General features: G+C 39.6%; 19 protein-coding genes. 8 read left to right on the plus strand and 11 right to left on the minus strand.

Annotated features, from left to right (window positions below; translation table 11 throughout):
- Positions 1-51: 51 nt before the first annotated feature.
- The 5 genes from J3L18_RS21785 to J3L18_RS21805 all read right to left on the minus strand — a co-directional run bounded on the left by J3L18_RS21785 (position 52) and on the right by J3L18_RS21805 (position 6,954).
- Entirely contained in the window at positions 52-3,729 is a 3,678-nt protein-coding gene (locus J3L18_RS21785) for an AAA family ATPase (protein ID WP_112571080.1), read from the minus strand.
- Positions 3,730-3,916: 187 nt separating this feature from the next.
- Positions 3,917-4,408: a GNAT family N-acetyltransferase gene (locus tag J3L18_RS21790; protein ID WP_112571078.1), complete on the minus strand. Its 492-nt coding sequence runs from the start codon at positions 4,406-4,408 to the stop codon at positions 3,917-3,919.
- A gap of 406 nt (positions 4,409-4,814) precedes the next feature.
- Positions 4,815-5,477, minus strand: coding sequence for a hypothetical protein (locus tag J3L18_RS21795; protein WP_112571076.1), 663 nt, complete (start codon positions 5,475-5,477; stop codon positions 4,815-4,817).
- Entirely contained in the window at positions 5,477-5,647 is a 171-nt protein-coding gene (locus tag J3L18_RS21800) for a hypothetical protein (RefSeq protein ID WP_167516255.1), read from the minus strand. The genes J3L18_RS21795 and J3L18_RS21800 overlap by 1 nt, the downstream gene beginning before the upstream one ends.
- Before the next feature lie 125 nt (positions 5,648-5,772).
- The gene (locus J3L18_RS21805) at positions 5,773-6,954 is read right to left on the minus strand and encodes a hypothetical protein (protein WP_112571074.1); all 1,182 of its coding nucleotides are present in this window, start codon (positions 6,952-6,954) and stop codon (positions 5,773-5,775) included.
- 119 nt (positions 6,955-7,073) lie between these two features.
- On the opposite strand from J3L18_RS21805, the gene J3L18_RS21810 reads away from it, so the two are divergent.
- Complete coding sequence (locus J3L18_RS21810) at positions 7,074-7,553, plus strand: response regulator (RefSeq protein WP_112571072.1); 480 nt, start codon at positions 7,074-7,076, stop codon at positions 7,551-7,553.
- A gap of 283 nt (positions 7,554-7,836) precedes the next feature.
- Here J3L18_RS21810 and J3L18_RS21815 read toward each other — a convergent pair whose 3' ends face one another.
- Positions 7,837-8,094, minus strand: a complete 258-nt coding sequence (locus J3L18_RS21815; protein WP_112571070.1) for a hypothetical protein — start codon at positions 8,092-8,094, stop codon at positions 7,837-7,839.
- 131 nt (positions 8,095-8,225) lie between these two features.
- Here J3L18_RS21815 and J3L18_RS21820 point away from each other — a divergent pair, with 131 nt between their 5' ends.
- From J3L18_RS21820 to J3L18_RS21830, 3 genes are all read left to right on the plus strand, one after another.
- A complete protein-coding gene (locus J3L18_RS21820; RefSeq protein WP_112571068.1) occupies positions 8,226-8,468 on the plus strand; it encodes a helix-turn-helix domain-containing protein in 243 nt (80 codons plus the stop codon).
- A gap of 177 nt (positions 8,469-8,645) precedes the next feature.
- On the plus strand, positions 8,646-8,912 hold the full coding sequence (locus J3L18_RS21825; protein ID WP_112571066.1) for a hypothetical protein: 267 nt from the start codon (positions 8,646-8,648) through the stop codon (positions 8,910-8,912).
- Positions 8,913-8,941: 29 nt separating this feature from the next.
- A complete protein-coding gene (locus J3L18_RS21830) occupies positions 8,942-9,547 on the plus strand; it encodes a hypothetical protein (RefSeq protein ID WP_112571064.1) in 606 nt (201 codons plus the stop codon).
- 15 nt (positions 9,548-9,562) lie between these two features.
- On the opposite strand, the gene J3L18_RS21835 is transcribed toward J3L18_RS21830, so the two are convergent.
- On the minus strand, positions 9,563-10,132 hold the full coding sequence (locus tag J3L18_RS21835) for a helix-turn-helix domain-containing protein (RefSeq protein WP_112571062.1): 570 nt from the start codon (positions 10,130-10,132) through the stop codon (positions 9,563-9,565).
- A gap of 659 nt (positions 10,133-10,791) precedes the next feature.
- Between J3L18_RS21835 and J3L18_RS21840 the strand changes: the two genes are divergently transcribed.
- Genes J3L18_RS21840 through J3L18_RS21850 form a run of 3 tightly spaced genes read left to right on the plus strand, consistent with a single transcriptional unit; the run spans position 10,792 to position 16,732 of the window.
- On the plus strand, positions 10,792-12,099 hold the full coding sequence (locus tag J3L18_RS21840; protein ID WP_112571060.1) for a TlpA family protein disulfide reductase: 1,308 nt from the start codon (positions 10,792-10,794) through the stop codon (positions 12,097-12,099).
- A gap of 40 nt (positions 12,100-12,139) precedes the next feature.
- Positions 12,140-15,337, plus strand: a complete 3,198-nt coding sequence (locus tag J3L18_RS21845) for a SusC/RagA family TonB-linked outer membrane protein (protein ID WP_112571058.1) — start codon at positions 12,140-12,142, stop codon at positions 15,335-15,337.
- A 36-nt stretch (positions 15,338-15,373) separates the two neighbouring features.
- The gene (locus J3L18_RS21850) at positions 15,374-16,732 is read left to right on the plus strand and encodes a RagB/SusD family nutrient uptake outer membrane protein (protein ID WP_112571056.1); all 1,359 of its coding nucleotides are present in this window, start codon (positions 15,374-15,376) and stop codon (positions 16,730-16,732) included.
- Positions 16,733-16,778: 46 nt separating this feature from the next.
- Here J3L18_RS21850 and J3L18_RS21855 read toward each other — a convergent pair whose 3' ends face one another.
- The 4 genes from J3L18_RS21855 to J3L18_RS21870 all read right to left on the minus strand — a co-directional run bounded on the left by J3L18_RS21855 (position 16,779) and on the right by J3L18_RS21870 (position 19,858).
- Positions 16,779-17,102: a hypothetical protein gene (locus tag J3L18_RS21855; RefSeq protein WP_129567796.1), complete on the minus strand. Its 324-nt coding sequence runs from the start codon at positions 17,100-17,102 to the stop codon at positions 16,779-16,781.
- A gap of 479 nt (positions 17,103-17,581) precedes the next feature.
- Entirely contained in the window at positions 17,582-18,193 is a 612-nt protein-coding gene (locus J3L18_RS21860; protein ID WP_112571052.1) for a Crp/Fnr family transcriptional regulator, read from the minus strand.
- A 149-nt stretch (positions 18,194-18,342) separates the two neighbouring features.
- On the minus strand, positions 18,343-19,275 hold the full coding sequence (locus J3L18_RS21865) for a helix-turn-helix domain-containing protein (protein WP_112571050.1): 933 nt from the start codon (positions 19,273-19,275) through the stop codon (positions 18,343-18,345).
- A gap of 4 nt (positions 19,276-19,279) precedes the next feature.
- Positions 19,280-19,858 (minus strand): GNAT family N-acetyltransferase, encoded by a 579-nt coding sequence (locus J3L18_RS21870; RefSeq protein WP_112571048.1) that lies wholly within the window; start codon positions 19,856-19,858, stop codon positions 19,280-19,282.
- 317 nt (positions 19,859-20,175) lie between these two features.
- Here J3L18_RS21870 and J3L18_RS21875 point away from each other — a divergent pair, with 317 nt between their 5' ends.
- Entirely contained in the window at positions 20,176-23,016 is a 2,841-nt protein-coding gene (locus J3L18_RS21875; RefSeq protein ID WP_112571046.1) for a lantibiotic dehydratase, read from the plus strand.
- The last annotated feature ends 246 nt before the right edge of the window (positions 23,017-23,262 follow it).

Raw genomic sequence — 23,262 nt, forward strand, 5'->3', positions numbered from 1 at the left:
TTTAGGTATAAGTGAGGTTCCCTGTAAACAGGCAGCGCTTTGTTTTATAAATTAATTGAGTTCATAATGATGATCTGAAAACCTGTTGCCCGATGTCTTCTTTAGGTTTAGGTGTTTGATATCATCAATCACCTCATTAAGTTTTTTCATGTCCACGCCTTCCAGGTCATCGGTTGTTACCAAATCATCAAACTTGTTATCACCGATAAATTGCCCTTTTCTTTCCTGCCAGTCATTCCAGTATTTACGCAGGTCAAGCATTCCCAAATGCTCCCAGTAAATTGTTTTACCATTTTGAAGGTATATGGTAAAATCAGGGTGGATCTTGTATAGCAGACCGGGAATTTCTAAAGGGAACTCATATTTGAAGTTTAACCCGCTTTTCTGCAAGGCCTGGTAAATGATCAGTTCGATTTTTGAGGAAACGGTTATTCCCGGTTCCGGTGAGAATTTACCCACCTTAATCTCCGGTTTCCTGAAAATAGAGGTTCGCCGTGGCAAAAGCGCCGAGGTTTTTTTGGCTTTCATCAGCAGGTTTTCTCCGGTTTCCTGTATAAAAATGAACAGTCTGAATTTGGAGCGGGTGAGCGCAGTATACAAAAGCTCCTTGTTCAACAAGGCTGTCTTTTTGGGGATGATCATAAACACATTTCGGAAATCACTGCCCTGTGATTTATGAACCGTAATCGCGTAACCGAGGTCAAAGTTTTCCTGGTCATCTATGGAGTTCAAAATACGGTCGGCATCCCTGAAAAAGTATTGTTTTTCCTGTTTCCACCAGTTTTTAGTTTTTTTGTATTTATAATTCACTACCCCCATGGAGCCATTGGAAAGGGCAAGCCTGCGGTTTGTCCCATAGCCCCAATACCAGTTATTAAGCCGGATGATCTTTTCAGACTGCCTGAATACATCTTCCTCTTTTCCCCTGGTATCTACATAACGGTATTGTCCCTGAATAAGCCGGTTAATGCCAACTGTCCCGAAATAGTCGGTACGGTAAGGGGTCAGCACCTGGAAAGATTCCAATTGCAATACGTCCCGCCATTTAAGGTTCTGATTGTTCACATAGCCGCTGTCATACAATTTGAAAAGCAGGTTGAGCTTGGGAAAATGATCTTCGGGGATAGGAGCAGGTATTTCCAGTGTAAACACTTCCTCCAGTGCGGTGAGTACCTTTTGATGAAGGACTTCTTCATTGGGCCATTTATACACATATAGACCCTTGCTCTTTTTACCCTCCCCGCTATCGATCAGGTTAAAAGCCTGCTCATAACACCTTGTTTTTTCGGTGAACGCTTCTGCCAGCTCTAAAATATTTTCATCATTCTCTTGTCTGCAGTTGGAGGTTAAATGGATATAGTATTGTGCAGCGAGCCGGTCATCAGATTTTAGGTAAGTGATCATATCGTGAAATGGCTTGCCCATGCCAATTGGGGGTAGCTGATTTTCATCACCCACCAGGATCACTCTTTTAGGGTATTGTTCATTAATGCAGATGATGGAAAACAGGATGGACAGTTTGTTAAGATCGAGCATGGAAGATTCATCAATAACGAGGTTATCGATCCTGATCTTATCTTCATCATCCAGTTCAAAGGCCGCATCCCAATTATCGTTCAGATATCCGAATCCTTTATGATAAATATAACTGTCAATGGTCTTGGCCTCAATACCCTCCAAAGTAGTATGTGCCTTTATGTTTTCCGTGAGTCTTAATGCAGCCTTACCGGTCGGTGCCAGGATGACTACTTCTTCCCCCAAAGAGTTTAAGTGCTCAATGACCTTACTGGTTTCATAGGTTTTTCCCGCTCCCGGCTTGCCGGTAAGCACAAAAAGTGCCTTCTCAAAAACGTTTTGGTAAAGCTGTTTTCTTTCGTTCGTAAAGATCTCAACCTGTTCCGTTGTTTTGACAATTTCGGCTAATTTGGCAAGACTGCTTTTGATATGTTTAGCAATATCAATATTGCCGCGGTAGGCTGTCTTTCGGTTCATAAGGGTGGTGATGGTTTCCTCCACATAAGCCTCGGCCTGTTTGACGATCTTCAGGTAGATGTATTTTTCTTTTTTGGATTCCTCGATATAGAGTTTTTCAAGAAAGTGGGCTTTATAATAATCATCCAGCAACAGGATGGCCTCATCGTCAAGTTTGATACCTGATTTGTAGATCAGTGGATATTCGTAAAGGTTATCTAACGTTTCTTTGGCCGAACTGTAACAATGGCCCTGGCTACTGATCTGCCATAGGTAATTAATGATTACCGAACGTAACCGCTGCGGGCTGTCCTCCTTTAAACGCTGCATCTTCCGGTGCCGGGTCATAAAGTTGGTGTCAGGGATCATACCCATATCCACTTTAAAAACATCTATGGGTTCATCCTGCATATCCGGGATGTCCAGGTTATCCTCATCAGGCTCATATTCCTCATAAAGGATATAAGGGTTTTCCTCAATGATTTTAAGCAACGGTTTATCCTTAATGATCTTATTGACCTGGTGCTCCGTTAATATAAATAGCGATAGCTTACTGAACGACTTATGATACTTTTTAAATTGCTGGCTCTCGGCCAGGTCAAGCAAAGTATCTTCAAAAGGCATCAGGTAGCCAGGGAAATCTTCTGCCAATATCGAATCGAAGATTTTTTGCAGGTCATAGTCATTGTTAGCATTGAACCGGATGATCTTCGCCAGCTCATCAGCTTTCTTTTTGTCTTCAATGAGGTAATTCAGCACATGCGCCAAGGCGGGATAAATGCCCCTTTTCTCCCAAACACCCCTGATCAGCTTTTCAATTTTTTCCTGCTCCGCTTCATAGTCGGTTTTAACAACGACCTGGTTATGATCCTGGATCTTCAAAATCGCTTTGCGGATTTTGTAGAGCAGGTAGAGGCATTTATCATCATCAATGTCCATGCTCACATACTTAAATCCTTTGATAAGTGATTCTTCATCTGCGACCACCTTGATATCTTCCAGTAAGCTTGCTGCATCGGGGTGCGCGTCAGTATAGGCCAGATATTCATGGTAAGGTAACAATAAGGCGCTCTCCGGATCATGGCTGAATTGCAGCATCCAGTTCATCGTAGGAAAGTTTTTCATGGTTTCATCATCCTGCCAATTTCCGTCCTTAAACTTCTTACCGGGTGCCCTCCAATCCGCAACCTCTTCATCACTTAGGTCATAATGTTGCGGTACGGGCAATTCGCTGACCAGGGAACAACCCAAAATCAGGTATTTCATATCATCACCTGATACCGGGTTATCATAGTTGGCGTAAAAAAACAGGACGGATTGCTTAGGAATGAATTTTTGGATATAATTATCAATCCGTTGGTCGAGGTCCGGCCAGTAATTACCATGAAGCGCCTTGCTTTCTTTGCCATGAACGAATGATAGCTTAAAGGGCCAGGTGATTACCGAGTATTTGCGCAGGGTTTCAGGTATCCTTTGTTCTATCGAATCAAAGGCGTGCTGATGTTCCACAGGGATATCCTGATCACCGAATGCATTAATGCTCCAATAACAGGGTGGGACGTTTCCGGGTGTAAAGTTTTTGGCGACATATTCCCCGCGAACACCATCGCTTTGCTCGTAGGTTGTGTTTTTTCGCTTCTCGATCCTGCCGGATAACAGGGAATGAACGCCCGTACAATAGGTATTGGATGCCGGGTCGCAACAAACTTTACCGTTCCATTTGTTGTCATGCCAGGCCATTCGAACAGTTAAATGCATAAGGACAAGGTTATTGAATAATATGGTTTTATATCCGGGTTAAATTAGATAAAAAAACCTTGCCGATAAATTATTATGGATTTAATTGAGGAATCTATACGCTTCAGCCGCGAGCTATCACAACTATTTGAGCCAGGCTGCCGGGAATAATTGTTAGTATCAGTAAGTAAGCAGAGAATTACAGCCCTTAAATACCTTGGCGTATCAGTAAACTTAAGTCCTGCTTGTAAACTTTACCCACTGGTTTAAAACCAAACTTACCCAATATATGTATCATTGCGGGTTTTCGGGTACTGGCAAATATGGCCTTATCATTTAGGTGCGGAAACATGGCAGTAAGCAACTGTTGGCAAAGCTTTAAGCCTTCGTAGTCAGAGTGCGTAACCACGTAGCCTAATTCAGCATTGTAATCATCTTTCATTTCAGGCACACCGGCATCTTTAAACACGCTATCCCGGTAAGAACTTAACGGAGTTTTGAGACAACATACACTTATGACCAGGTCTCCTTTAAGAATGACCGCTAAAAGTGCGGCCCGGTGCAGGCCGACTTTGATCAATTCGGGCTTAATCTGTCCGCCTTCCTGTATCAATTCCTGTACCTGCTTGATGATTTGGTTGGAAAATTCGGCAGGCTTATCGATAAGAAGATGTTCTTTTGCTGGTACCGTTTTTTCCATGAGTGGCAGATGATATAAGTAATATTAAAGATGCAATAAATAATTGAATATGCCCATGATCAGAACCCGTATCGCCGGTTAACTTTAAACTATATAACCATGATAAGTATGTTTGTATATTAGCGTGTCATTGCTTTTGCATGTAATTATAGTTATAATTGTTTAATCTCTATTCGATATATATTCGGTTGATAATCAGAGTTGTTTTAAAAAAAGACAGTGATGAAGAAATGGGGCATTGGTCGCGAGAAATACCTGACTGCAGCGGGAATTAAAGAGAGATTTTCAGACCAGACAATCTTTGCGGTTCTACTTCTGATATTGTGGTTTTTGGTTTTTTTATGGAAAGGTTAAAATTCATAAGCACAATTGGCCAACAAAGTTCTTTATCACTGTTGTTTACTATTTAGGCACTGCCATATTTTTTGTCGAGCCACTTCATAAAATCAAAACCCTTCCTGGGATTAAAAAACCCTTGAATACAATCCGGGTTCCGGATACAGATTTGTATATGGCTTTTCTCAAAAATGCCTGCACCGGTAAAGGCTGGCCCGCCCTCAGTAAATACGCCCCTGGTGGAATCAAACAGCTTGATCTCGCTGAATCCCTTAGCCGCAATTTCTGCCTGGTATTGTTTATATATCCCGGCATGCATGTACTCTATAGTTGTACAATCCAGCACTCTTAAAATCTTATCTTTATGAATATCGTGGGCGAGATCTTTATTTTCAGGAAGTTCCTCTCCGAGCGCGTGATATCGGCTGGCCATCAATCGGTAATGGAATTTTAACAGCTGAATATAGCGGCTATCTAAAAAATCACAACAATAATTTAAATGAAGAACAGCGCCAACAACTGCAGGGACTTTGATCTCTCCGCGCTTCTTTTTGTCTTTGGCCCATTGTAAGGCCCTGTCGTAGTTGTTTTCCCAAAAGTACATGCCATGACCAAGCCAGTCATAAGGCTTTTCACTCAACTGAATCGTACTGGAACTATTGATGAGCTTGTTCTTGATCTCTTCTTCGCAGCCGTGAAAACCAATGATCAGATTTGGCCGGGATTCATACATCAGGCAGATTTAACCAGTTTAGTTAAGATAGCATACGGCGCGGTGAACTCTCCTTTGTCGTTCTTGATGCCTGCCGAAATAAAGGATTGAAGCGCCTGTTCCTTTGTAGGAACGGTTTTAAGTTCTTCTTTAACCAGGTCGGTCAATTTTTTTAAATCCTTGTCGCTCATGATCGTAATGATTAATAACAAATATCGGCAAATTAATTTAATTACTCAAATCATTATTATACGTCTGATGCCAGGCCTGGTATAGTTACCGGCCAGTATATTACCGGCCAGATGCTCATCTTTAACTAATTATAATTGGACAGGTTATAGTTGGCATTGAGCCAGTTGATCATGCCGATCAGGTGTCCTTTTAGTTTTTGTGCAGTAGCGAATTCTACGTCGGTGGATTTTTTTTGCAAGCTATCCGGAGAAATATACAACGTGTTGGGTGTATAAAAGTGGCCGGCGAAAAATTTGAATAGCTCGCCAAGATTTTCCTTTGCCAGGAACCCTTTTTCAATTTGCATCCTGATGAACAGGCCAAACTGCGGAACCGGTAAATTGATCAGGAAGCGCGTATTTGTTTTTGCATTCTTAGTATCTCGTATAAATCTCCGCTGTAACTTAACCCTTTTTTTTGCGAAAGTATATTTACCGTTTACAAATTCACCCAGTTCCATAAATAGACTCCTGTTCTTAGAGGGCATGATCAATCCTTTTTCGGTCGTCAGGTTATAAAGCCTGTCCTTTTCTGCTAATAACATTTCTCGTTGTTCATGCAGGCCGGGAATGTCATCCAGGCGCTCCCTGAGCCGGTGTAGATAATAGAGGTAAAACGCTTGTATGTTAAAATCGTGAATGATCAGCAGGTCGGCCAGTTTTTTGTTGTCTAACTCAGAATCGTTTAACAGCAGATCCATCAGGGAGGAAATGTACCTCGTGTCATCCCAGGTGATGTCCTTTTTATTGATAAGCGCTGAGATGCCGGGTATTACAATATCCAATAGTGCTTTATCAATAACGAACTCATTAAAATGACCGCATAATTTATAAAACTTTTTTTTCAAGCCGGGGATAACATGTCGCAAATTTGCCTGTGATATTTTTACGCCAGCTGCCGCTCCCGGAAAGGATTCACCGAGCGACAACAGGAGCTCTTCCAATAGATTAAAGGAATAATAGTAATGTTCCCTGATAATCTTCGCCTGGGGATGGTTTTTTAGAAAAACGGAATTTTTTAAAATGTAGGAATTCAGCGTATTGCTTAAAATAACAATGCCGGTAATTAAACGCTCAATGTGCTTTGCATCATGCTCCTGTAGATTCAAAGGCCATTCTGAAACTTTAAGAAGTATAGCGGTAACTTCTTTTTTCAGGAAATTTTTCCATTTATTGAATTCTAAAGTAGTGATATGTTTGCCCGTAAAATTTTTAGGGTCTATTGACTCTTGTACAAATAGCCGCAGTTGGATAGATATAAAGTTCATAAATGATGCTAAAAATTTGTTTTTGAAACAATAAAATTTACTTCCAAAACTAAGCGGCCACCGAAGTGGTATAAATACTTATATCAGGGGTTTACGGTAACTAAATAGGGGTAGGTTTGATGACATACGGACAAATTCACCCAACCGGCAACGATTATTCTTCCAATTATGGTTTATCATTTAATATTTCTTTAAAAAATCCTATTTTTACTTATAAGGACTTCAAAGTAACCTATATGATAAGATGTATCGGGATAGATGATGAGTTTTCGTGCAATGAAATATTGACAGAGTATTGCAGCCGGATACCGTTCGTTGATCTTGTGGCTACTTTTACCGATCCGTTATTGGCATTGCCCTTAATTCAGGATGGCAAGCTGGATCTTATATTTCTTGATTTCTATATGAGCCCGATGAATGCGCCGGCTTTCCTCCCTCATGTTCCGTCTTCTGTTAAAGTTGTGATTACAACTTCCGAACGGCTGAGCCGCATAAAAGATTATCAATTGAATGTTGCGGAAATGATCAACAAACCCTACTCTTTTGAAAAGTTCCTGGCCCTTATGACAACATTCTATAAAAAACAAAAGAAACGCTGAAAATATCCCTTTTTACACTGACTTTAAAGTAAGTGTTGACAATCCGGAAAATACAGGTATATTTAAAAATCTTAGCACATTCCGTGCTATTGTGATAAGGTTTAGGTAAGAAAAGCCTGGCGCGATGCCTGGCTTTTCTCTTTTAAGACCGTTTTTGCATTTGAGAAAGCATCTTGGATTGTAACAATTTTGTTGTGTTATTCCACAACTACCATATTCCGGCCACCATAAACATCCGAAAACAACATAATTTGTGTTCAAAGGCATCTCTTCCGAATTGAGACTATTGGGATAGAGGATTGTTATTGAGTTTTTCGAGTTTCATCCGGCCCTGGTGCCACAGGTAAACCGCATCGATCAGCACGGCAAGCTTATCTCTGAACATTTCAAAATTCGGGCTATCCAAATTTTTGATATTGCTTCCCTTGTCAAAATAAGCGAACATCAGCCATCTGAAAAGTTCCTCGTCAACCTCGTTGAACGGCTCTTCTCCAAACAGATCTTCTATTTTTCTTTCCAAAAGCGATAATTCATTGCTCATTGTCAACAGTGTTTTTGATAAAGTCACGATAGGTGACAACATGACTATTATCAAAGTTAAACTTTGTTGTGATATGCCACAACAGCATTAACATTATATTATTCCAATTTCCCTAATCATTTACAAGGATAATGGTTAGCGATTTAGATAAGGGAATATTAATACAATTTGGAAAGCGTCTTAAGTTTTTAAGGCAGGCTAAAAACCTGACCCTCCGCAAAATGTCGCTGCTATGTAACGTAGAATATGCAGATATTCAGCGGTATGAAAGCGGAAAACAAAACATTACCCTCCTTTCTCTCGCCGAGCTGGCGAAAGCCCTCGAAGTTGAGCCCAAAGAATTGTTAGAGTTTAATCCGGAAGCTAGTCAATAGCGGTTTTCAACTCTTTTTTGCAATCCATAAATTATATTTTCGGGATAGACTGGTATAAATTCGGGAGATAAGTACATTTCCCCGTGGTAGCTATGTCGCTTATAAAATTAATTTTGTAAATGCCTGCTGAAGTGTTTGCCTGGCTTAAACCATATTTAACGCGGATACAATCAGGAAATGAAAAGAATCGATTTATTTGATAACCATCCAGTGTATAGCGTTTTGGGTTATCAGGTAATCGTAGGACTTATTCAACTGTTAACAGATGAAGGCTTGCTGGACGCTGAAGAGCGAAATGGCTGGTATATTAATTTCAGGGATTTTAGAGATAGCGCAGTGATGTTATATAGAGAAATGAACGATGATCAAAAAAAAGAGTTAATTAACTATCTACGGTATAAAGCCTATTTGGATAGTACCTGTAATAGTAATGAACTTTGTTAGATAAACCCCTAATCATTTGTTTGATTGTTATGATCATTAAGAAAATAAATACTAATCTTCTGCTCATGAGTAAGTGTAATCTTGTTTTCATAATTCTAATTATTCTATCCGTAAAATCAACTTTTAGTTTTGCGCAGTTACCCGTACAGGTCAGATCAGGGTTGATTGATATAAATGATGGTACGATTGGTAAGCCGAATGCCAATAAGTATTCCGCATTGACGGATAGCCTGGACAAAAACTTAAAAACTCATCCAAATGATACCTCCAGTTTGTTTTTCCGGGCAGTTCTTTATTTGAGTTTCAATAAGGTGATGGTAAATCCGGACCTGGGAAATAAAATCGCATTCAATAATTTGATTATAGCTAAAAACATGGCTGAAAAAGCGATTACATTAAAAATGCAGAACTTTTATTTAAAGGTACTGAGGGCCGAGATTTATAGAGAACTTAGTTTTAGATTAGGTGGCGATGAGTCGTGGAAGTTTAACAGTAAACAAATTGCAGACAGGAGAAAACAGTTTAACCAGTATAAAGAACTGGCCAATAAATATTATGATGAACTGGCCGTTCTTGATAATGGAAATGCTTATGATTATCAGAAATTAAAGGTGACCAATAAGTATCCATTATAAAAGTATATAAGGATTTTATTTTTTCTTTGTATTTCCTTTTCTGATCAGCTTTTTGCTAGTTTTTAAGTACAGATTGTTTCTGCCTTTTTTCTCCGAAACAAATAGCATATTTTCATCCACCAAACTTAAGAGAACCCCAGAAATCCTGGTTCTTATAAACGGGCTAATGTCTGTGATAACCTCCAATTCCAGTAACTTGAGTGCCACATCCCCTACTGATTGCTTCTGAGCAAAAAAATCGAAATCAGTATATAATTTTTTAATATTATAGGTTATAAAAACTCTGGATTGTTTCTTAGATGAAAGCTTGTATCTTGGACCATATGGGATGTTTATATCAAAAAATTCTGACAATGGATATAGCAAAGTTTGAGCATAGGCAATATAATAATTTATATCGACTGTTACCCCGTTTTCAATATCAACAATCGTTGAAGTAGAAAAACCTGTTAAATCTCCTGCGTCACTTAATGAATATTCAGATGTTATTCTTCGTTGCTTAAGTTTTTCTCCTAATATTTCGGTGGCGTTAGGAACCTTATATTTTTTCTTTCCTTTTTCTAAACGGAGGCTATCTTCTATCATTAATCAAATGAAGAGATATAGTATATACTTTTTTTAAGTTAATTAACTGTTGATTTGTATATATTAATCTAAATTGTTATATTTGATGTAAATTAAATGATGTGATTGCCTATAGATGTAAATTCAAATAGTTTATAACAACAATCTTAGGATTGAGTAAATACTACCGAAAGAACTTGTGGGGAAAAGTAGGACATTCAGAACACAAGAGTAGGTATGAACTCATTTCCTATGCTATCTTTGCATGGCATAAGGATTTGGGTCGCCTGCTTATTCTGTGTTCGGCCGTCTTCGGACGGTGGCCGTCCTACGCCTTCTCGGCAGAATAAGCACTAAAGGCGGCCCTGCCTTATGTTCATTTCTTTTGGTGTCATAAAAAGATATTAAAAGAAAATGAAGGTCATTCAAAAACAGATAAATTCATTGTTATTCTTCGATTACTATTCAAGTAATCGCTATCTGTTTTCTTTATTTATTACTCGAAAAATCACTTCCTTTTCACTCCAGAACCCGATCAAAAACATAATTTGTAGTCCCGAATAAATAGCGGGTAAAGGGCAGCCGATCAGTTAATAGTTAATCTCTGCATAAGGCTGCCGTTTCTTCTTTTCGTATTCATTTACGGCAATTATTATCAACTAACTCATTAACTGAATTACATGAAAAAAACTATACTAATAATAGTACTGGCTGTGCTTTGCCTAGATTTTGGAGCGCGTGCGCAGGACAAACCAAATATCACTGCTCTCAAAATCGGCGACCAAATTCCCGATATTACCATTAACAACCTCATTAATTATTCAGGAGCTGACGGCCAACCCGCTGCAAGCGTGAAATTATTCAACTTTAAAGGCAAGTTATTGATCCTTGACTTTTGGGCTACCTGGTGTGGTTCCTGTTTAGCGCATTTCCCCTTAACCGATAGCTTACAAAATGAATTTAAAGATGAACTGCAAATCCTTTTGGTCAATGCCCTAAACACAAAAGACACCAAAGGAAAAATCCTCACCACTCTGCGAAAGTTCGATAAATCGGGCATTTCAAAATTCAGTTTACCTTCTGCTACCGGGGACACGTTATTAGAAAAAATGTTCCCGCATTTTTCTATTCCCCATTATGTATGGATAGATCAAAATGGCATCGTAAAGTCTATTACTTCCGCCGATGAATTGACACGTGATAATATTATACGCTTTTTTAAAAATAATCAGGCACCTGTCCATCATAAAAGTGATTTTGATCCCACACGACCTCTTTATACAGTAAAAGAGCTTCCTACAGAACACCTATTGCAATTCAGTATGCTGCTAAAGGGGAAGATTGACGGGATCGGCGGTGGCGGGATGCGGGTTATAAATGATACGGCTCGCGGTATTATCCTGCACAACCGTAGCCTATTATCCATTTATCAAAGTGTCGTCGCTGGTATACTCCCAGGATTAAGCGAAAACCGGCTGTCGGTTGAAGTTAGAGATCCCTCCAAACTTTCTTTTAGGGCATCTAAAGAAAACAAAACCACCTGGGAAAGTGCAAACCTGTACAGCTATGAACTTATAGTTCCGCCAGATGAGATGGCTCATTTATATGACCGTATTCTGGAGGATATGAACAGGTACACCCCTTATAAAGCCCAATTTGAAAAACGGAAAATACACTGCTGGATACTGGAAAGATCGGGCCATACCGACCTAATGCATACAAAGGGAGGCCAATATATTGATGCGCTAACCGACAAAGTTAATCCCAGGCTTAACAATGCCCCCCTGCTCAATTTATGTATATATCTGAATAAGATTAGTAATAACGCCGTAATCCTTGACGATACGGGATATCTCCGAAACGTCGATCTGCAATTTAAGGATAGTGTAGTGGATATGGCTGCTATGAAAAAAAATCTCAGGCGATACGGTTTAAAACTTTATGCAGCATATAGAAAAGTTGAAATGCTGAGCATTAAGGATAAATAAAGAGGAGGAAATCAAAACTCAAATTTTAACAAATTAACGTATGAAACTAAAACTACTCATCATAATCATCTTAGGTATGTTCAGCCTGAATCTGTTCGGGCAGCAAAACACGAACGGCAAAATAATAAATCTGCAGACGGGAGAAGCCATTGGGGGTGCAACCATTAGATTAATAAAAAGCAAAATAGTAACGTCCAGCAGTGAGGATGGCTCGTTTAATTTTACTGCGGGAAGTTATCCTGATACTTTGGTTGTTAGTCATGTGGGATACAAAACAACACATTTATTTTTGGCTGGCTATACACAGGCGCAGCATTTAATAATCAGGATAGTGCCCGGCACAACGGCATTACAAGAAGTCGTTGTTTCTACAGGATACCAGACTTTGCCAAAAGAAAGAGCAACAGGTTCATTTACTGTAGTAAATAATCAGAAGCTAAATGAACAGGTAAGTACCGATCTACTGTCACGATTAGAGTCTGTTACCAATGGGCTTGTTTTTAACCGTACGACCAGTGCTACGCCTCAAATACAGATACGTGGTTTAAGTACGATCAATGGCCCAACTGCACCATTGATCGTGGTGGATAACTTTCCCTATGAAGGAGATATAACCAATATTAATCCTAATGATGTAGAAAGTGTGACCGTATTAAAAGATGCCGCCGCCGCATCCATTTGGGGGACGAGGGCCGGGAACGGCGTTATTGTCATCACCACCAAAAAAGCCAGGTTCAACCAACCACTTTCCGTTGATCTTAATGCGAACCTGACGTTTGGTAAAAAACCTGATTTATCCTATATCCGGCAAATGGCATCCAGTGACTATATCAATGTTGAACAGGCGCTTTTTAACAATGGTTTTTATGACAGCAGAATAACTGACCCATCACATCCCAGTTTAACACCTGTAGTAGAATTACTTTCAGCAGTACGCAACGGGACTATTTCAGCCACCAGGGCCAATGCACAGATCAATGCTTTAAGAAACAGCGATGTAAGGAATGATTTTAATAAGTATTTATATCAGCAAAGCACGAACCAGCAGTATGCGATCAGTTTAAAAGGAGGGTCTGCAACCCAGTCCTGGCTGTTTTCGAGTGGCTATGATAAAGATCTTAGTAACCTCGCAGCTGGCTACGACCGGGTGAATCTTCATTTCCTGGACTCTTTTAAGCCAATTAATAAGTTGCAGGTCAATACCGCCATATATTATACCCAAAGTACATCGACTGCCGGTAAGCCTGGCTTCGGCGATATTACTTCTTATAATGGCGCTTTGTATCCCTATGCAAAATTTGCGGATGTAAATGGCGATGCATTACCGGTGGCAAAAGATTATAGCTTATCCTATTTAGCTACGCTTCCATCGGCGCAGTTAGAGGATTGGAAATATTACCCGCTTACAGACTACCAGCAAATAAACAATAAGACCAATTTGCAGGACTTAACTGCTAATCTGTCTGCACAATACCAGTTGTTTAGCTTCCTGAATTTTAATATGCAATACCAGTACGAAAGACAGGATTCACATACCAATAATTTACAAGGCGCGGGTAGTTATGCAGCAAGAAACCTGATCAATGAGTTTACACAGATTGATGCTTCAGGCAATGTTACGAACATTGTGCCCGTAGGCGGTATTTTAAACCTTTCAGACCAGTTGATAGAGTCACAAAATTTACGCGGACAGTTCAACCTGAATAAAGGCTGGGGCAAAAACGAGGTCAATGCGATAGCAGGATCGGAAATAAGACAGGTGAACACGACCGGGAACGCGAACAGTTTATATGGTTACGATCCGAGCACCCTCACCTTTGGCAATGTTGATTTAACCAATACGTACCCAACTTATGTGACCGGATCATCCCTGTTTATACCGGACAACAAAAGTTTAACCGATACCAGGAACCGTTTTGTTTCCTTATTTGCCAACGCTGCCTATACTTATGATCGTAAATATACTTTCTCTGCCAGCGCACGGAGGGACGCGTCCAACTTGTTCGGGGTAAATACCAATAATAAATGGAACCCGTTGGCGTCTGCCGGCCTTGCCTGGGATATTTCTAAGGAAGGTTTTTATAAAGTAGGGTTTTTACCATACCTAAAACTCCGGGCCACTTATGGACTTAGCGGTAATGTAGATTTATCCAGAACAGCGGTAACTACGATCAGCTACCAGGGAAATTCACCTTATACACAAACGCCGTATGCGGTATATAATACCTATGCCAATCCTGACCTGAAATGGGAAACGGTAAGGATGTTAAACCTGGCCATTGATTTCAGTGCATTGAATAACAGACTATCAGGAAGCATAGAATATTATCATAAGAACGCTAAAGACCTTTTCGGCCTCGCGCCACTGGATTATACAAGTGGCATAGATTACTATATTGTTAAAAATGTAGCGGCAATGAAAGGTAATGGTATTGATATTACCCTAAACAGCATCAATACTATGGGTAAACTAAAGTGGACAACAGCGGTCAATTTCAGTTTGTATAAAGATCAGATCACCGCCTATTATCTGGGAGATCAAACAGGATATGCCTATGTAGGCAGTTCACCGGTCATTTCAGGAATTGTAGGAAAACCTGTTTACTCTGTTCTGTCTTTTAAATCTGCGGGGCTTGATCCATTGAACGGAAATCCGCGTGGCTACGTAAACGGGCAGGTCAGTGAAGATTATAACACGATTTATTATAATAGCCAGTTGTCTGATCTGAAATACAGCGGGTCAGCTTTACCCACAAAATTCGGATCAGTAGCCAACACATTTACTTATAAAAATTTATCCCTGACCGTAGCAGCCACTTATAAACTGGGATATTATTTCAGAAAGACCTCTGTTGACTATGGGCTTCTTTTCAATAATGGTCAGGGTAATGCTGATTTTGCCCTGCGCTGGCAGAAACCAGGGGATGAACTGCATACCTATGTGCCATCGATGGTCTATCCTGATATTCCTGCACGGGATGCTTTCTATGGCGGCTCCGAAAGTTTGGTAGAAAAGGGCGATCATGTGAGGTTGCAATATATCACCCTCGGTTATGAATTTAACCGGAAAACGATGCCCCGGCTACCTGTTAAGACTCTGCAATTATACACCAATATCAATAACCTGGGAATTATCTGGCGGGCGAATAAAGACCATATTGATCCTGATTACTACTATAGCGGCAATACGTTAAAACCTCCGCTTACGATAGCGTTTGGTTTAAGAACCTCATTTTAATTTACCGTATGCTTAATTCCAAGACAATTAAAAATCATGAAAAAATTCAATCCCATCATTATACTGCTCTTTCTTTGTATTATAGTTTCCGGCTGCAAGAAGTTTCTTGACGAAAAACCGGATGCCAAACTTGCGGTGCCGACAAGCCTTGTTGATTTTCAGGCATTACTGGATAGTTACCCGGCCATTAATAATTTCGATCCGGGATCTGGAGAAATATCAGCCGACAATTATTACCTCACGGACGCGGTTTACCTGGCCCTCCCACAGGAAACTTCCAGAAGAATGTACACATGGCAAAAAGACAATCTGTTTTTACCACAAAGTAATGATTGGTTTTATTCCTACAGGCCGGTATTCACGTCAAACACGGTTTTGGAAGGATTGCACAAGATAACCCTGACTGCAGGAAATCACAATGATTACAATAATGTAAAAGGACAGGCCCTTTTCGTGCGGGGGAAAGCATTTCTTCAGATCGCTGGCTTGTGGACTTCTGCCTATGATGCAAGCACAGCGACTACTCAGCTGGGTATTCCCATCAGACTAACGTCTGATTTTAATGAGGCTTCGGTCAGAAGTAACCTGCAAGAGACCTACAACCAAATCATCACCGATCTTTCTTCCGCAGCTGCCTTGTTACCCATAACACCTTTGCAGGTGATGCGGTCATCAAAACCTGCCGCGTATGGCCTATTAGCCAGGACTTATCTTAATATGAGGCAATATGACAAAGCGGGGCTTTATGCAGATTCCTGCCTGCAATTAAATCATGCTTTATTGGACTATAACACCCTAAATACTGCTGCAAACTATCCGATAGCACAATTTAATATGGAAGTGATCCATGAAAATAAAATTCCTGTTCCCGCACCATTGAGTAATTCAAGAGCAAAGATAGATTCTGCACTTTACCGTTCTTATATGGCAAATGATCTGCGTAAAACGATCTTCTTTAAAGCAAGTACTGGCGGAACTTACGCTTTCAAAGGTAGCTATGAAGGAGGAGGTAACTTATTCGGGGGGATAGCAACCGATGAAGTTTATTTGATCAGGGCAGAATGTTTTGCAAGAGCGGGGAAACTGACCGAAGCCGCAGATGATCTGAACATATTATTAAAAAACAGGTTTAAAACGGGAACCTTTGTGCCGATTAGTGCTTCAGATCAAACTATTTTGCTGACGGCCATACTGAACGAACGGAGAAAGGAGCTATTAATGAGGGGGTTGCGGTGGATGGACCTAAAAAGGTTAAATAAGGAGGGGGCTAATATTACTTTAACGCGAAAGGTAAACGGACAAACTTATACTTTATTCCCGAATGATTTGCGATACGCATTACCCATACCTGATGACATTATTCAGTTAACCGGAATGCAGCAGAATCCTAAGTAAAAGGAAGGCAGTGCTGATTTGCATTGCCGTTCCTTTTTTTGTTTGGTTAATCCTTTGTAGATATGGCCTGATCCCTGATCTGGGTGTCAGTGCGGGCATTTAACCAGGTTTGCAGATCTCCTGTTACGCTTACCACACAAGGCAAGGCTGTTCCGTCACAAGATGGCCCTGAGCCGCTGACAACGGAATAATTTGATGCGGTTTTATCCTGGGACAGCGTGGTGCCATTGAATTGGTATTGAACCGGTGGCAGAACTTTGATCTTATGATCTGGTGCTTTCATCGCAATTGCTGCGCCTACACCTAATACAATTGTAAACATGGCCACTATAGCCATAACTTTGTTTTTGAACAGTTTGGTGTTCATCATGATTGAACTTTTTATAATAGCAAAAAAGGGCTCCAAAAACTTTATATTTATAATTCGATTAATTCGGTTGCTCGTGAGGTGAGCCGCCCCGAAAAGGCTCGTCTGATGTGGCGGGTCTTTTCATGTATTACACGTTGCTGGTGCTACCCGGAAACAATGCAAACTTGCGGTTATGAATCGGACGGTCAAGGAATCTATTAGAAGAGCATGTGTAGTTAGATATTGATCGGATATTTACAATATCGTATCGTAAATATGACTTTATACAACAGAGGATAAAACGGATTGTATAAGTTGCGAAAACAACAGGTATTATCAATCCGCGATTGACCCAGCCCTTTATAAATATTAAGTTTCTCATAGGTTAAATAAGTAGTATAAAGCTACAACTGAATATTCTTATACGGAGTAAACCTCAGTTCAGAAATCAATTACCTTTTGTTCAGAAATGGGTTATTAAATGATAAGCTGCTTCCAAGTTATGGGTGGCCATTGTCCTTGATGAGACGACTGAGCGATTGTGGAGTAATACCGAGATAAGACGCAATGATCTCCTTTGAAATTTTTTGTTCGATTTTAGGGTGTTTTTGAAGTAAGTCCAAATATCTTTCCCAAGCTGAAAGACTAATCAGATCATGAGTTCTTTTTGTGTGATACGAAACATATTGCAGCATTAGACATCTGATAAATATTTCGGCATACGGAAACGCATCAATAAGGTCTGACAGTTGTTGCCTCGATATAGACAATAATCTGCTGCCAGGCATCACCTCAATATATAATTGGGATGGAGTGCGTTTTAAAAAGCTTTGAGGTTCTGTAATAATGGTTTGCTCATCCCATAAGCAGATAGTGTACTCTTTCTCCTTTAGTTCATCGTCATAATAACCCCTTGCCATCCCATTTTCGACAAAATAGAGGTGATCAGCTATCTGGCCTGGATTTAACAAAAGCTGACGATGGGTATGATGGCTAAAACCAATTTTTGAATTGATATAATTTATTAACTCTTTGCGATTTGCCTCATTTGTCAGTTCTTTCGGAAGCGGATTCATGCTGAAAAGCACGTCAAATAAACGATGTGTCTGCATAGGAATATTCTAGAAGGTGGAACTTGCAGGAGATCTTAACTCCTATAATCTGGGTCAAATTTACCGTGCCGGCGAGGTGATCTAAATACTCAAATCAGGGATATGGTATTACTAAATAGGGGTATATTTAATGACAAACGAGCGCAAAGTTATTGTTCGCGACGATTCTGCAGTTTATGAATTAACGCCGCCCTGTTATTTACTAAGGCTTTTCTGAAGATATTTTGAATGTGCTTTTTAACGGTTTCACTTGAAATAAACATGCTATCGGCGATTTCGCTATTTTTCATTCCTTTATACAATTTCTGAACGATTAGGATCTCTGTTCTTGTTAAACTGTAATGCAAGCAACTAGCCAGGAATTCTTCCGGGCTGATACCATCAATGGCCGATTCATTAAGTTTCCGATTAAACTCCTGTCTTGCATTGGTGACAGATTTAGCCAAATAAAGAACTGTGATTATGATGATTCCCGTATTCGTGCAAAGCACTTCTATTAACTGACTTTCTTCTACCAGGCCGAAGAGTGCTAATGCTAACCAGGGAGTAACCGCACAGTACATCGATACTTCCTCCAGGTATTCGTTCTTATTACGATTTACCTCATGCTTATGCCGAATCGCCGTAAACATAACCCAAAGCAAAACAATCGCATAAATAAAGGGTACAATCATCCCAAAACGGATATCTACATTTAACTTGCCATTTATCGCATAGACAATGACAAAGAATATAAGATAGGGAAGCATCAGGAACAATGGTACTCCGAACAGTGCGTGCCAACGCAATTCTTTCAGTTCAAATCCTCTATAAAAATAATATGGGAAATAAGAAGCCATAAGAAAACCAGTGCCGTAGGCAATCATTTCCTGGATGTTAATGGGGATATTAATTTTTGGATCAGGAAAGAGGCCGCCGGTGATATTGTATAACAGCATTAAAAACAGCAATAACAAATATCGGCCACGATTTTTATCTCCCGGCCAATAAAAGTAACTTGCCAACTGGAAAATGAACATCAAGATTTCAAGTCCAATGAATATAGCGGTTACGATATGAATTTGAGTTCCGAATACCAGCATAATATTACTTATCTGGCTCCCGTTTCAAAAAGAATAGGGTATACCCCAATTCCAATTGATTATAGGTGTGAAAACCAAGTACTTCATACCAGGGTATGTTCCTTAAAGTGGAAGTTTCCAGATATACCGGTAGATGTTTTCGGTTTGATTCAGCAATGATCTCTTTCATTAATTTGCTGCCGATGCCTTTGTGCTGAAATTCCGGATCAACACCAATAAACCATAGATAGGCTATATTTTCTCTGGGTTGCAATTTTTTGATTTTTTCCTCACGCTTTAATGCTTTGCTTATCCCGCTCAGGCCTACGGCTTGAACAATCAGCCTTATATCAAGCCATATTGACTTTAGCGTGGTACGTTTTTGTTGCGGATACAATATTAATGCACAGGCATTTTTATCATCAGATAACCATACTTCGCCAAATAACGAACATATCTCATAAGAGTAATCCATTAATGCTTGTATACGTCGCGCTCTTTTCTCATCCTTTCTGATGATGAAATTTACACTCTGGTTATCTTCAAATGAACTAATTAACACCTTTATCACCGTTGTTTTGTCAACAACTTCAGCCTTGATCATAGTTAGATAAATAAAGTAAATAGCAGCATTCTACTTCACATCTCAATTTATCTGTACCTGTATAAAATAACTTGCTACGAATATTTTTCAACAATGCGATAAGTCGAGGTGAATAAAACCGGATAAAATTAACTATTGTTTAATTATCGTTTACCAATTGGTAAGGTCAGTATCTCCCGAATATTTAGCTGTCTGTCCCGAAAAAGCCCTATTGTATAGAAAATGGTCAGTAAGAGCAGCTAACAATCATTCTTTTGAAGAAATAAAACGCATCAGGTTCAAAGCGAACTACCGCTACTATTTGATAAGAATGTACCATGAAGTTGAAAGTATTAGATATGCCCCTTTGCCGAACGCCTGTGTTCAGTGTAACAGATGACCTGAAGGAAAGATGGCAGAATTTGAAAATACTTATTAGCCAGGCATCACCTTCGTTTTATAAGATCATTGAAAATTTAGAATTTCACGAATTAGAAACAGGCGACAAAAAAATAAGCTTTTCCGTATGGAAGTATTTTAACAGGGCTAAATATAGGGCAACGCCTTTTGGGGGCTTAGCCGCGTTTACTATCCTTCCGTTTTCAACCGACACATCACCCTTAGTCTTGGATGGAGATTTGTTAAGCAAACACTTTGTAGACTGGCAGCAAAAGGATTCATATACAAACGATGTTACCAAAGTCGTCCATGACTCGGTATGGTTTCACACCAATTCTTCGGTTTATACGGTTGGGGATGAAATTCGCTTTATTCGTATCAAACATGGATGTTTTGAAATGGCTTCAGTAATAGGGTTTCCGGAACTTAGTGCTATTATAACCCTGTGTAAAGAAAAAACTACTAAACAGGAAATTTACGATCACGTACAGTCTAATTTCGATCTGCATATAAAATCTATTGACGGACTGCTCGAACAACTTTTAAACCTTCAGCTCCTTTTAACTGAGTTGTTTCCAAATGTAACCGGTGAAGATTATTTTGAAAGGTTAAATTTTGAAAAGTCTGCATTAACCAGTATGTACACTATTTCAGAGCGCAGATTTATCACAGGCGGTTTCAGCGAAAGAAAGGTCAAGGAATTTCCAGGTTTGATAAGATTTTTACAATTGAATTTATCCGATGCTGGTAATAGCTCATTGACTACCTTTCGTAACGCATTTCTTAAAAAGTTTGAAAAAACTGTTGTTCCACTCAATATTGTAATGGACCCCGAAATCGGGATTGGCTATGGCAACCTGGGCGATCAGTTGAAAGATCAGGTGCTGATTGATATCTTAGAAACTACACGACAAAACGAACGGTCTTTACAAATTCCTAATTCCAAATTATATCATTTTCTATTGGACTCGTTAATAAAGGGCGGCGATATCCGGCTGGAGGAGTTCGACGGGCCCTCAACTCAAGTCTCGAAACCTCTACCAAATACCTTTAGCGTCATGTATCGCTTTTTTGGCGATCAACCTGTTGTAGAAAATATGGGCGGCTGTACAGCAAATGCATTAATTGGCCGTTTTACTATTGCAAGCCCGGAACTTGAAAAACTGGGCAAGCAAATCGCATCCATAGAAAAAAAGGCAAACCCTGATATAATTTTTTTCGACATTGCCTACCAAGCTGAAAGGCAAGTCGACAATGTAAACCGGCGAAAACAACTTTATGACAACGAGTTGCCCATACTGACCTGGTCATGTAATCCGTCGCCGATAAGTTTTGACGATATTCTTGTTGGGATTAGCAATTCCGAGGTAATTCTTTGGTCAAAGAAACTTGGAAAACGACTGGTCCCGCGTATTCCATCAGCATACAACTATACCCGTTCAGATTTGGCTGTTTACCGATTTTTGTGTGATCTCCAACATCAGGGCATAAAGTCTGACCTGAGTTTTAAAATCCAGCAATTTTTCCCTAACCTCCAACGCTATCCGCGAGTAGTATATAAGAGTATAATTATTTCACCAGCCATGTGGCTGTTGCCAAAGGACATCTTACAAAATTTAGAAGCAGGTCACCAATTAAAAGCGCAGGCCGCTTTGAATTACTGGCTTAAAGTAAGCCAGATCAATTTTCGTCTTAAGGCAGGCTTTGCAGATCAAACTTTATGCTTTGACCCTGCTATAGAAGCAGATAAAATTGCTTTCCTTCATTTTTGCCGCCAGAACCAACAAAAGGCTATATACATTTCCGAAGCGTTAATAACAAACGAATTAGACATTACAGATGACAAGGGTAAACCATATGTAGCCGAATATATTGTACATTATGGACATGAAGGTAATATCTATTCTGGAAGTCAATATTTAACAAATTTCACGGAACATAATCGGCCCTTAAAAAGTATCTCTTTGCCAGGAGGTGATTGGCTGTATTTTGAAATATATTGTCTTCCTTCCAAAAGTAACGCTGTGCTGACTAACCAAATTGCTGCTTTTTTGAAAGAAGGTGAAAAAAACATAAAAAAATGGTTTTTTATCCGGTATGAAGACCCTAAACCACACCTTCGGTTACGCCTGCAATTAAAGGATATATCTCAAGGTTACCTTACCATTAGTCGCTTAAATTCATTAATGGAAGAAGATTGTTTAAGTGGATTAATTTCCGAAATTCAAATAAAGACTTATTTCCGGGAGGTGCATCGATATGGCGCTACGAGAATTGACTTTGTTGAAAGTTTTTTCTGCACCAATAGCAAATTGATATTGTCTTTGCTGAAAAAAAAATACACTACCGCGTATCTATATGCTGATACTTTAAGGTTAATGAAACGATTTTTAGAACTCTGTTATCAAGATCTAGCTGCCCAAATAGCCTTTGCCACTAAAATGGCAAATAGCTTTAGCGAAGAATTGAATATGAATCCGGAAACTTTTAAAAAAATAAATCAGTCATTCGAGAAGCACAAAGAGGCCAGGCAAGTGCCCCCAGTTAGTGGTAGGTTGGTTCGTTGTTGCGAAAAGCAATTTCTTAAAATCATGAATCGTTGTGATAACAACATTGATCGAGCTAGTATGCTAGGGGATTTATTACATATGCACGTCAACCGATTATTTTTGTCTGACCAGCGGAGTCATGAGGCAATATTATATCATTACCTGGTGAAAAACCTAAAGACTCACCAGGCCCTTTCAATTGTGAAAAGGGGATACCCAACTGAACTTTAAAATGATTGGTATCATCCGTATGATAGTAAAATGTTACATCATCGCCATAGGCGTATTTTAATCTATGTTGTATGTTGCTTAAGCCCATATGGTTTCCAGCAACCTTTTTTTTGTTGTCTATTAAATTGTCGGTTTCGATAAAAAGTGCCCCGTCTTTCAAATAAATACGGACCAATGCATCGTGTCCGTGCTCTGTTAAGTTACCGTGCTTAAAAATGTTTTCTACCATTGTCAGCAGTACTAAAG

Origin of the sequence: Mucilaginibacter gossypii, from assembly GCF_017569325.2 — a bacterium.
Lineage (GTDB): Bacteria > Bacteroidota > Bacteroidia > Sphingobacteriales > Sphingobacteriaceae > Mucilaginibacter > Mucilaginibacter gossypii.

Excerpts from the sequence above, each read along its gene's own strand:
- J3L18_RS21840 (WP_112571060.1), top strand. The coding sequence starts at position 10,792 with ATGAAAAAAACTATACTAATAATAGTACTGGCTGTGCTTTGCCTAGAT.
- J3L18_RS21805 (WP_112571074.1), bottom strand. The coding sequence starts at position 6,954 with ATGAACTTTATATCTATCCAACTGCGGCTATTTGTACAAGAGTCAATA.
- J3L18_RS21825 (WP_112571066.1), top strand. The coding sequence starts at position 8,646 with ATGAAAAGAATCGATTTATTTGATAACCATCCAGTGTATAGCGTTTTG.
- J3L18_RS21835 (WP_112571062.1), bottom strand. The coding sequence starts at position 10,132 with ATGATAGAAGATAGCCTCCGTTTAGAAAAAGGAAAGAAAAAATATAAG.
- J3L18_RS21875 (WP_112571046.1), top strand. The coding sequence starts at position 20,176 with ATGAAGTTGAAAGTATTAGATATGCCCCTTTGCCGAACGCCTGTGTTC.
- J3L18_RS21790 (WP_112571078.1), bottom strand. The coding sequence starts at position 4,408 with ATGGAAAAAACGGTACCAGCAAAAGAACATCTTCTTATCGATAAGCCT.
- J3L18_RS21810 (WP_112571072.1), top strand. The coding sequence starts at position 7,074 with ATGACATACGGACAAATTCACCCAACCGGCAACGATTATTCTTCCAAT.
- J3L18_RS21800 (WP_167516255.1), bottom strand. The coding sequence starts at position 5,647 with ATGAGCGACAAGGATTTAAAAAAATTGACCGACCTGGTTAAAGAAGAA.
- J3L18_RS21855 (WP_129567796.1), bottom strand. The coding sequence starts at position 17,102 with ATGATGAACACCAAACTGTTCAAAAACAAAGTTATGGCTATAGTGGCC.
- J3L18_RS21845 (WP_112571058.1), top strand. The coding sequence starts at position 12,140 with ATGAAACTAAAACTACTCATCATAATCATCTTAGGTATGTTCAGCCTG.
- J3L18_RS21830 (WP_112571064.1), top strand. The coding sequence starts at position 8,942 with ATGATCATTAAGAAAATAAATACTAATCTTCTGCTCATGAGTAAGTGT.
- J3L18_RS21865 (WP_112571050.1), bottom strand. The coding sequence starts at position 19,275 with ATGCTGGTATTCGGAACTCAAATTCATATCGTAACCGCTATATTCATT.
- J3L18_RS21860 (WP_112571052.1), bottom strand. The coding sequence starts at position 18,193 with ATGCAGACACATCGTTTATTTGACGTGCTTTTCAGCATGAATCCGCTT.
- J3L18_RS21795 (WP_112571076.1), bottom strand. The coding sequence starts at position 5,477 with ATGTATGAATCCCGGCCAAATCTGATCATTGGTTTTCACGGCTGCGAA.
- J3L18_RS21815 (WP_112571070.1), bottom strand. The coding sequence starts at position 8,094 with ATGAGCAATGAATTATCGCTTTTGGAAAGAAAAATAGAAGATCTGTTT.
- J3L18_RS21850 (WP_112571056.1), top strand. The coding sequence starts at position 15,374 with ATGAAAAAATTCAATCCCATCATTATACTGCTCTTTCTTTGTATTATA.
- J3L18_RS21785 (WP_112571080.1), bottom strand. The coding sequence starts at position 3,729 with ATGCATTTAACTGTTCGAATGGCCTGGCATGACAACAAATGGAACGGT.
- J3L18_RS21820 (WP_112571068.1), top strand. The coding sequence starts at position 8,226 with ATGGTTAGCGATTTAGATAAGGGAATATTAATACAATTTGGAAAGCGT.
- J3L18_RS21870 (WP_112571048.1), bottom strand. The coding sequence starts at position 19,858 with ATGATCAAGGCTGAAGTTGTTGACAAAACAACGGTGATAAAGGTGTTA.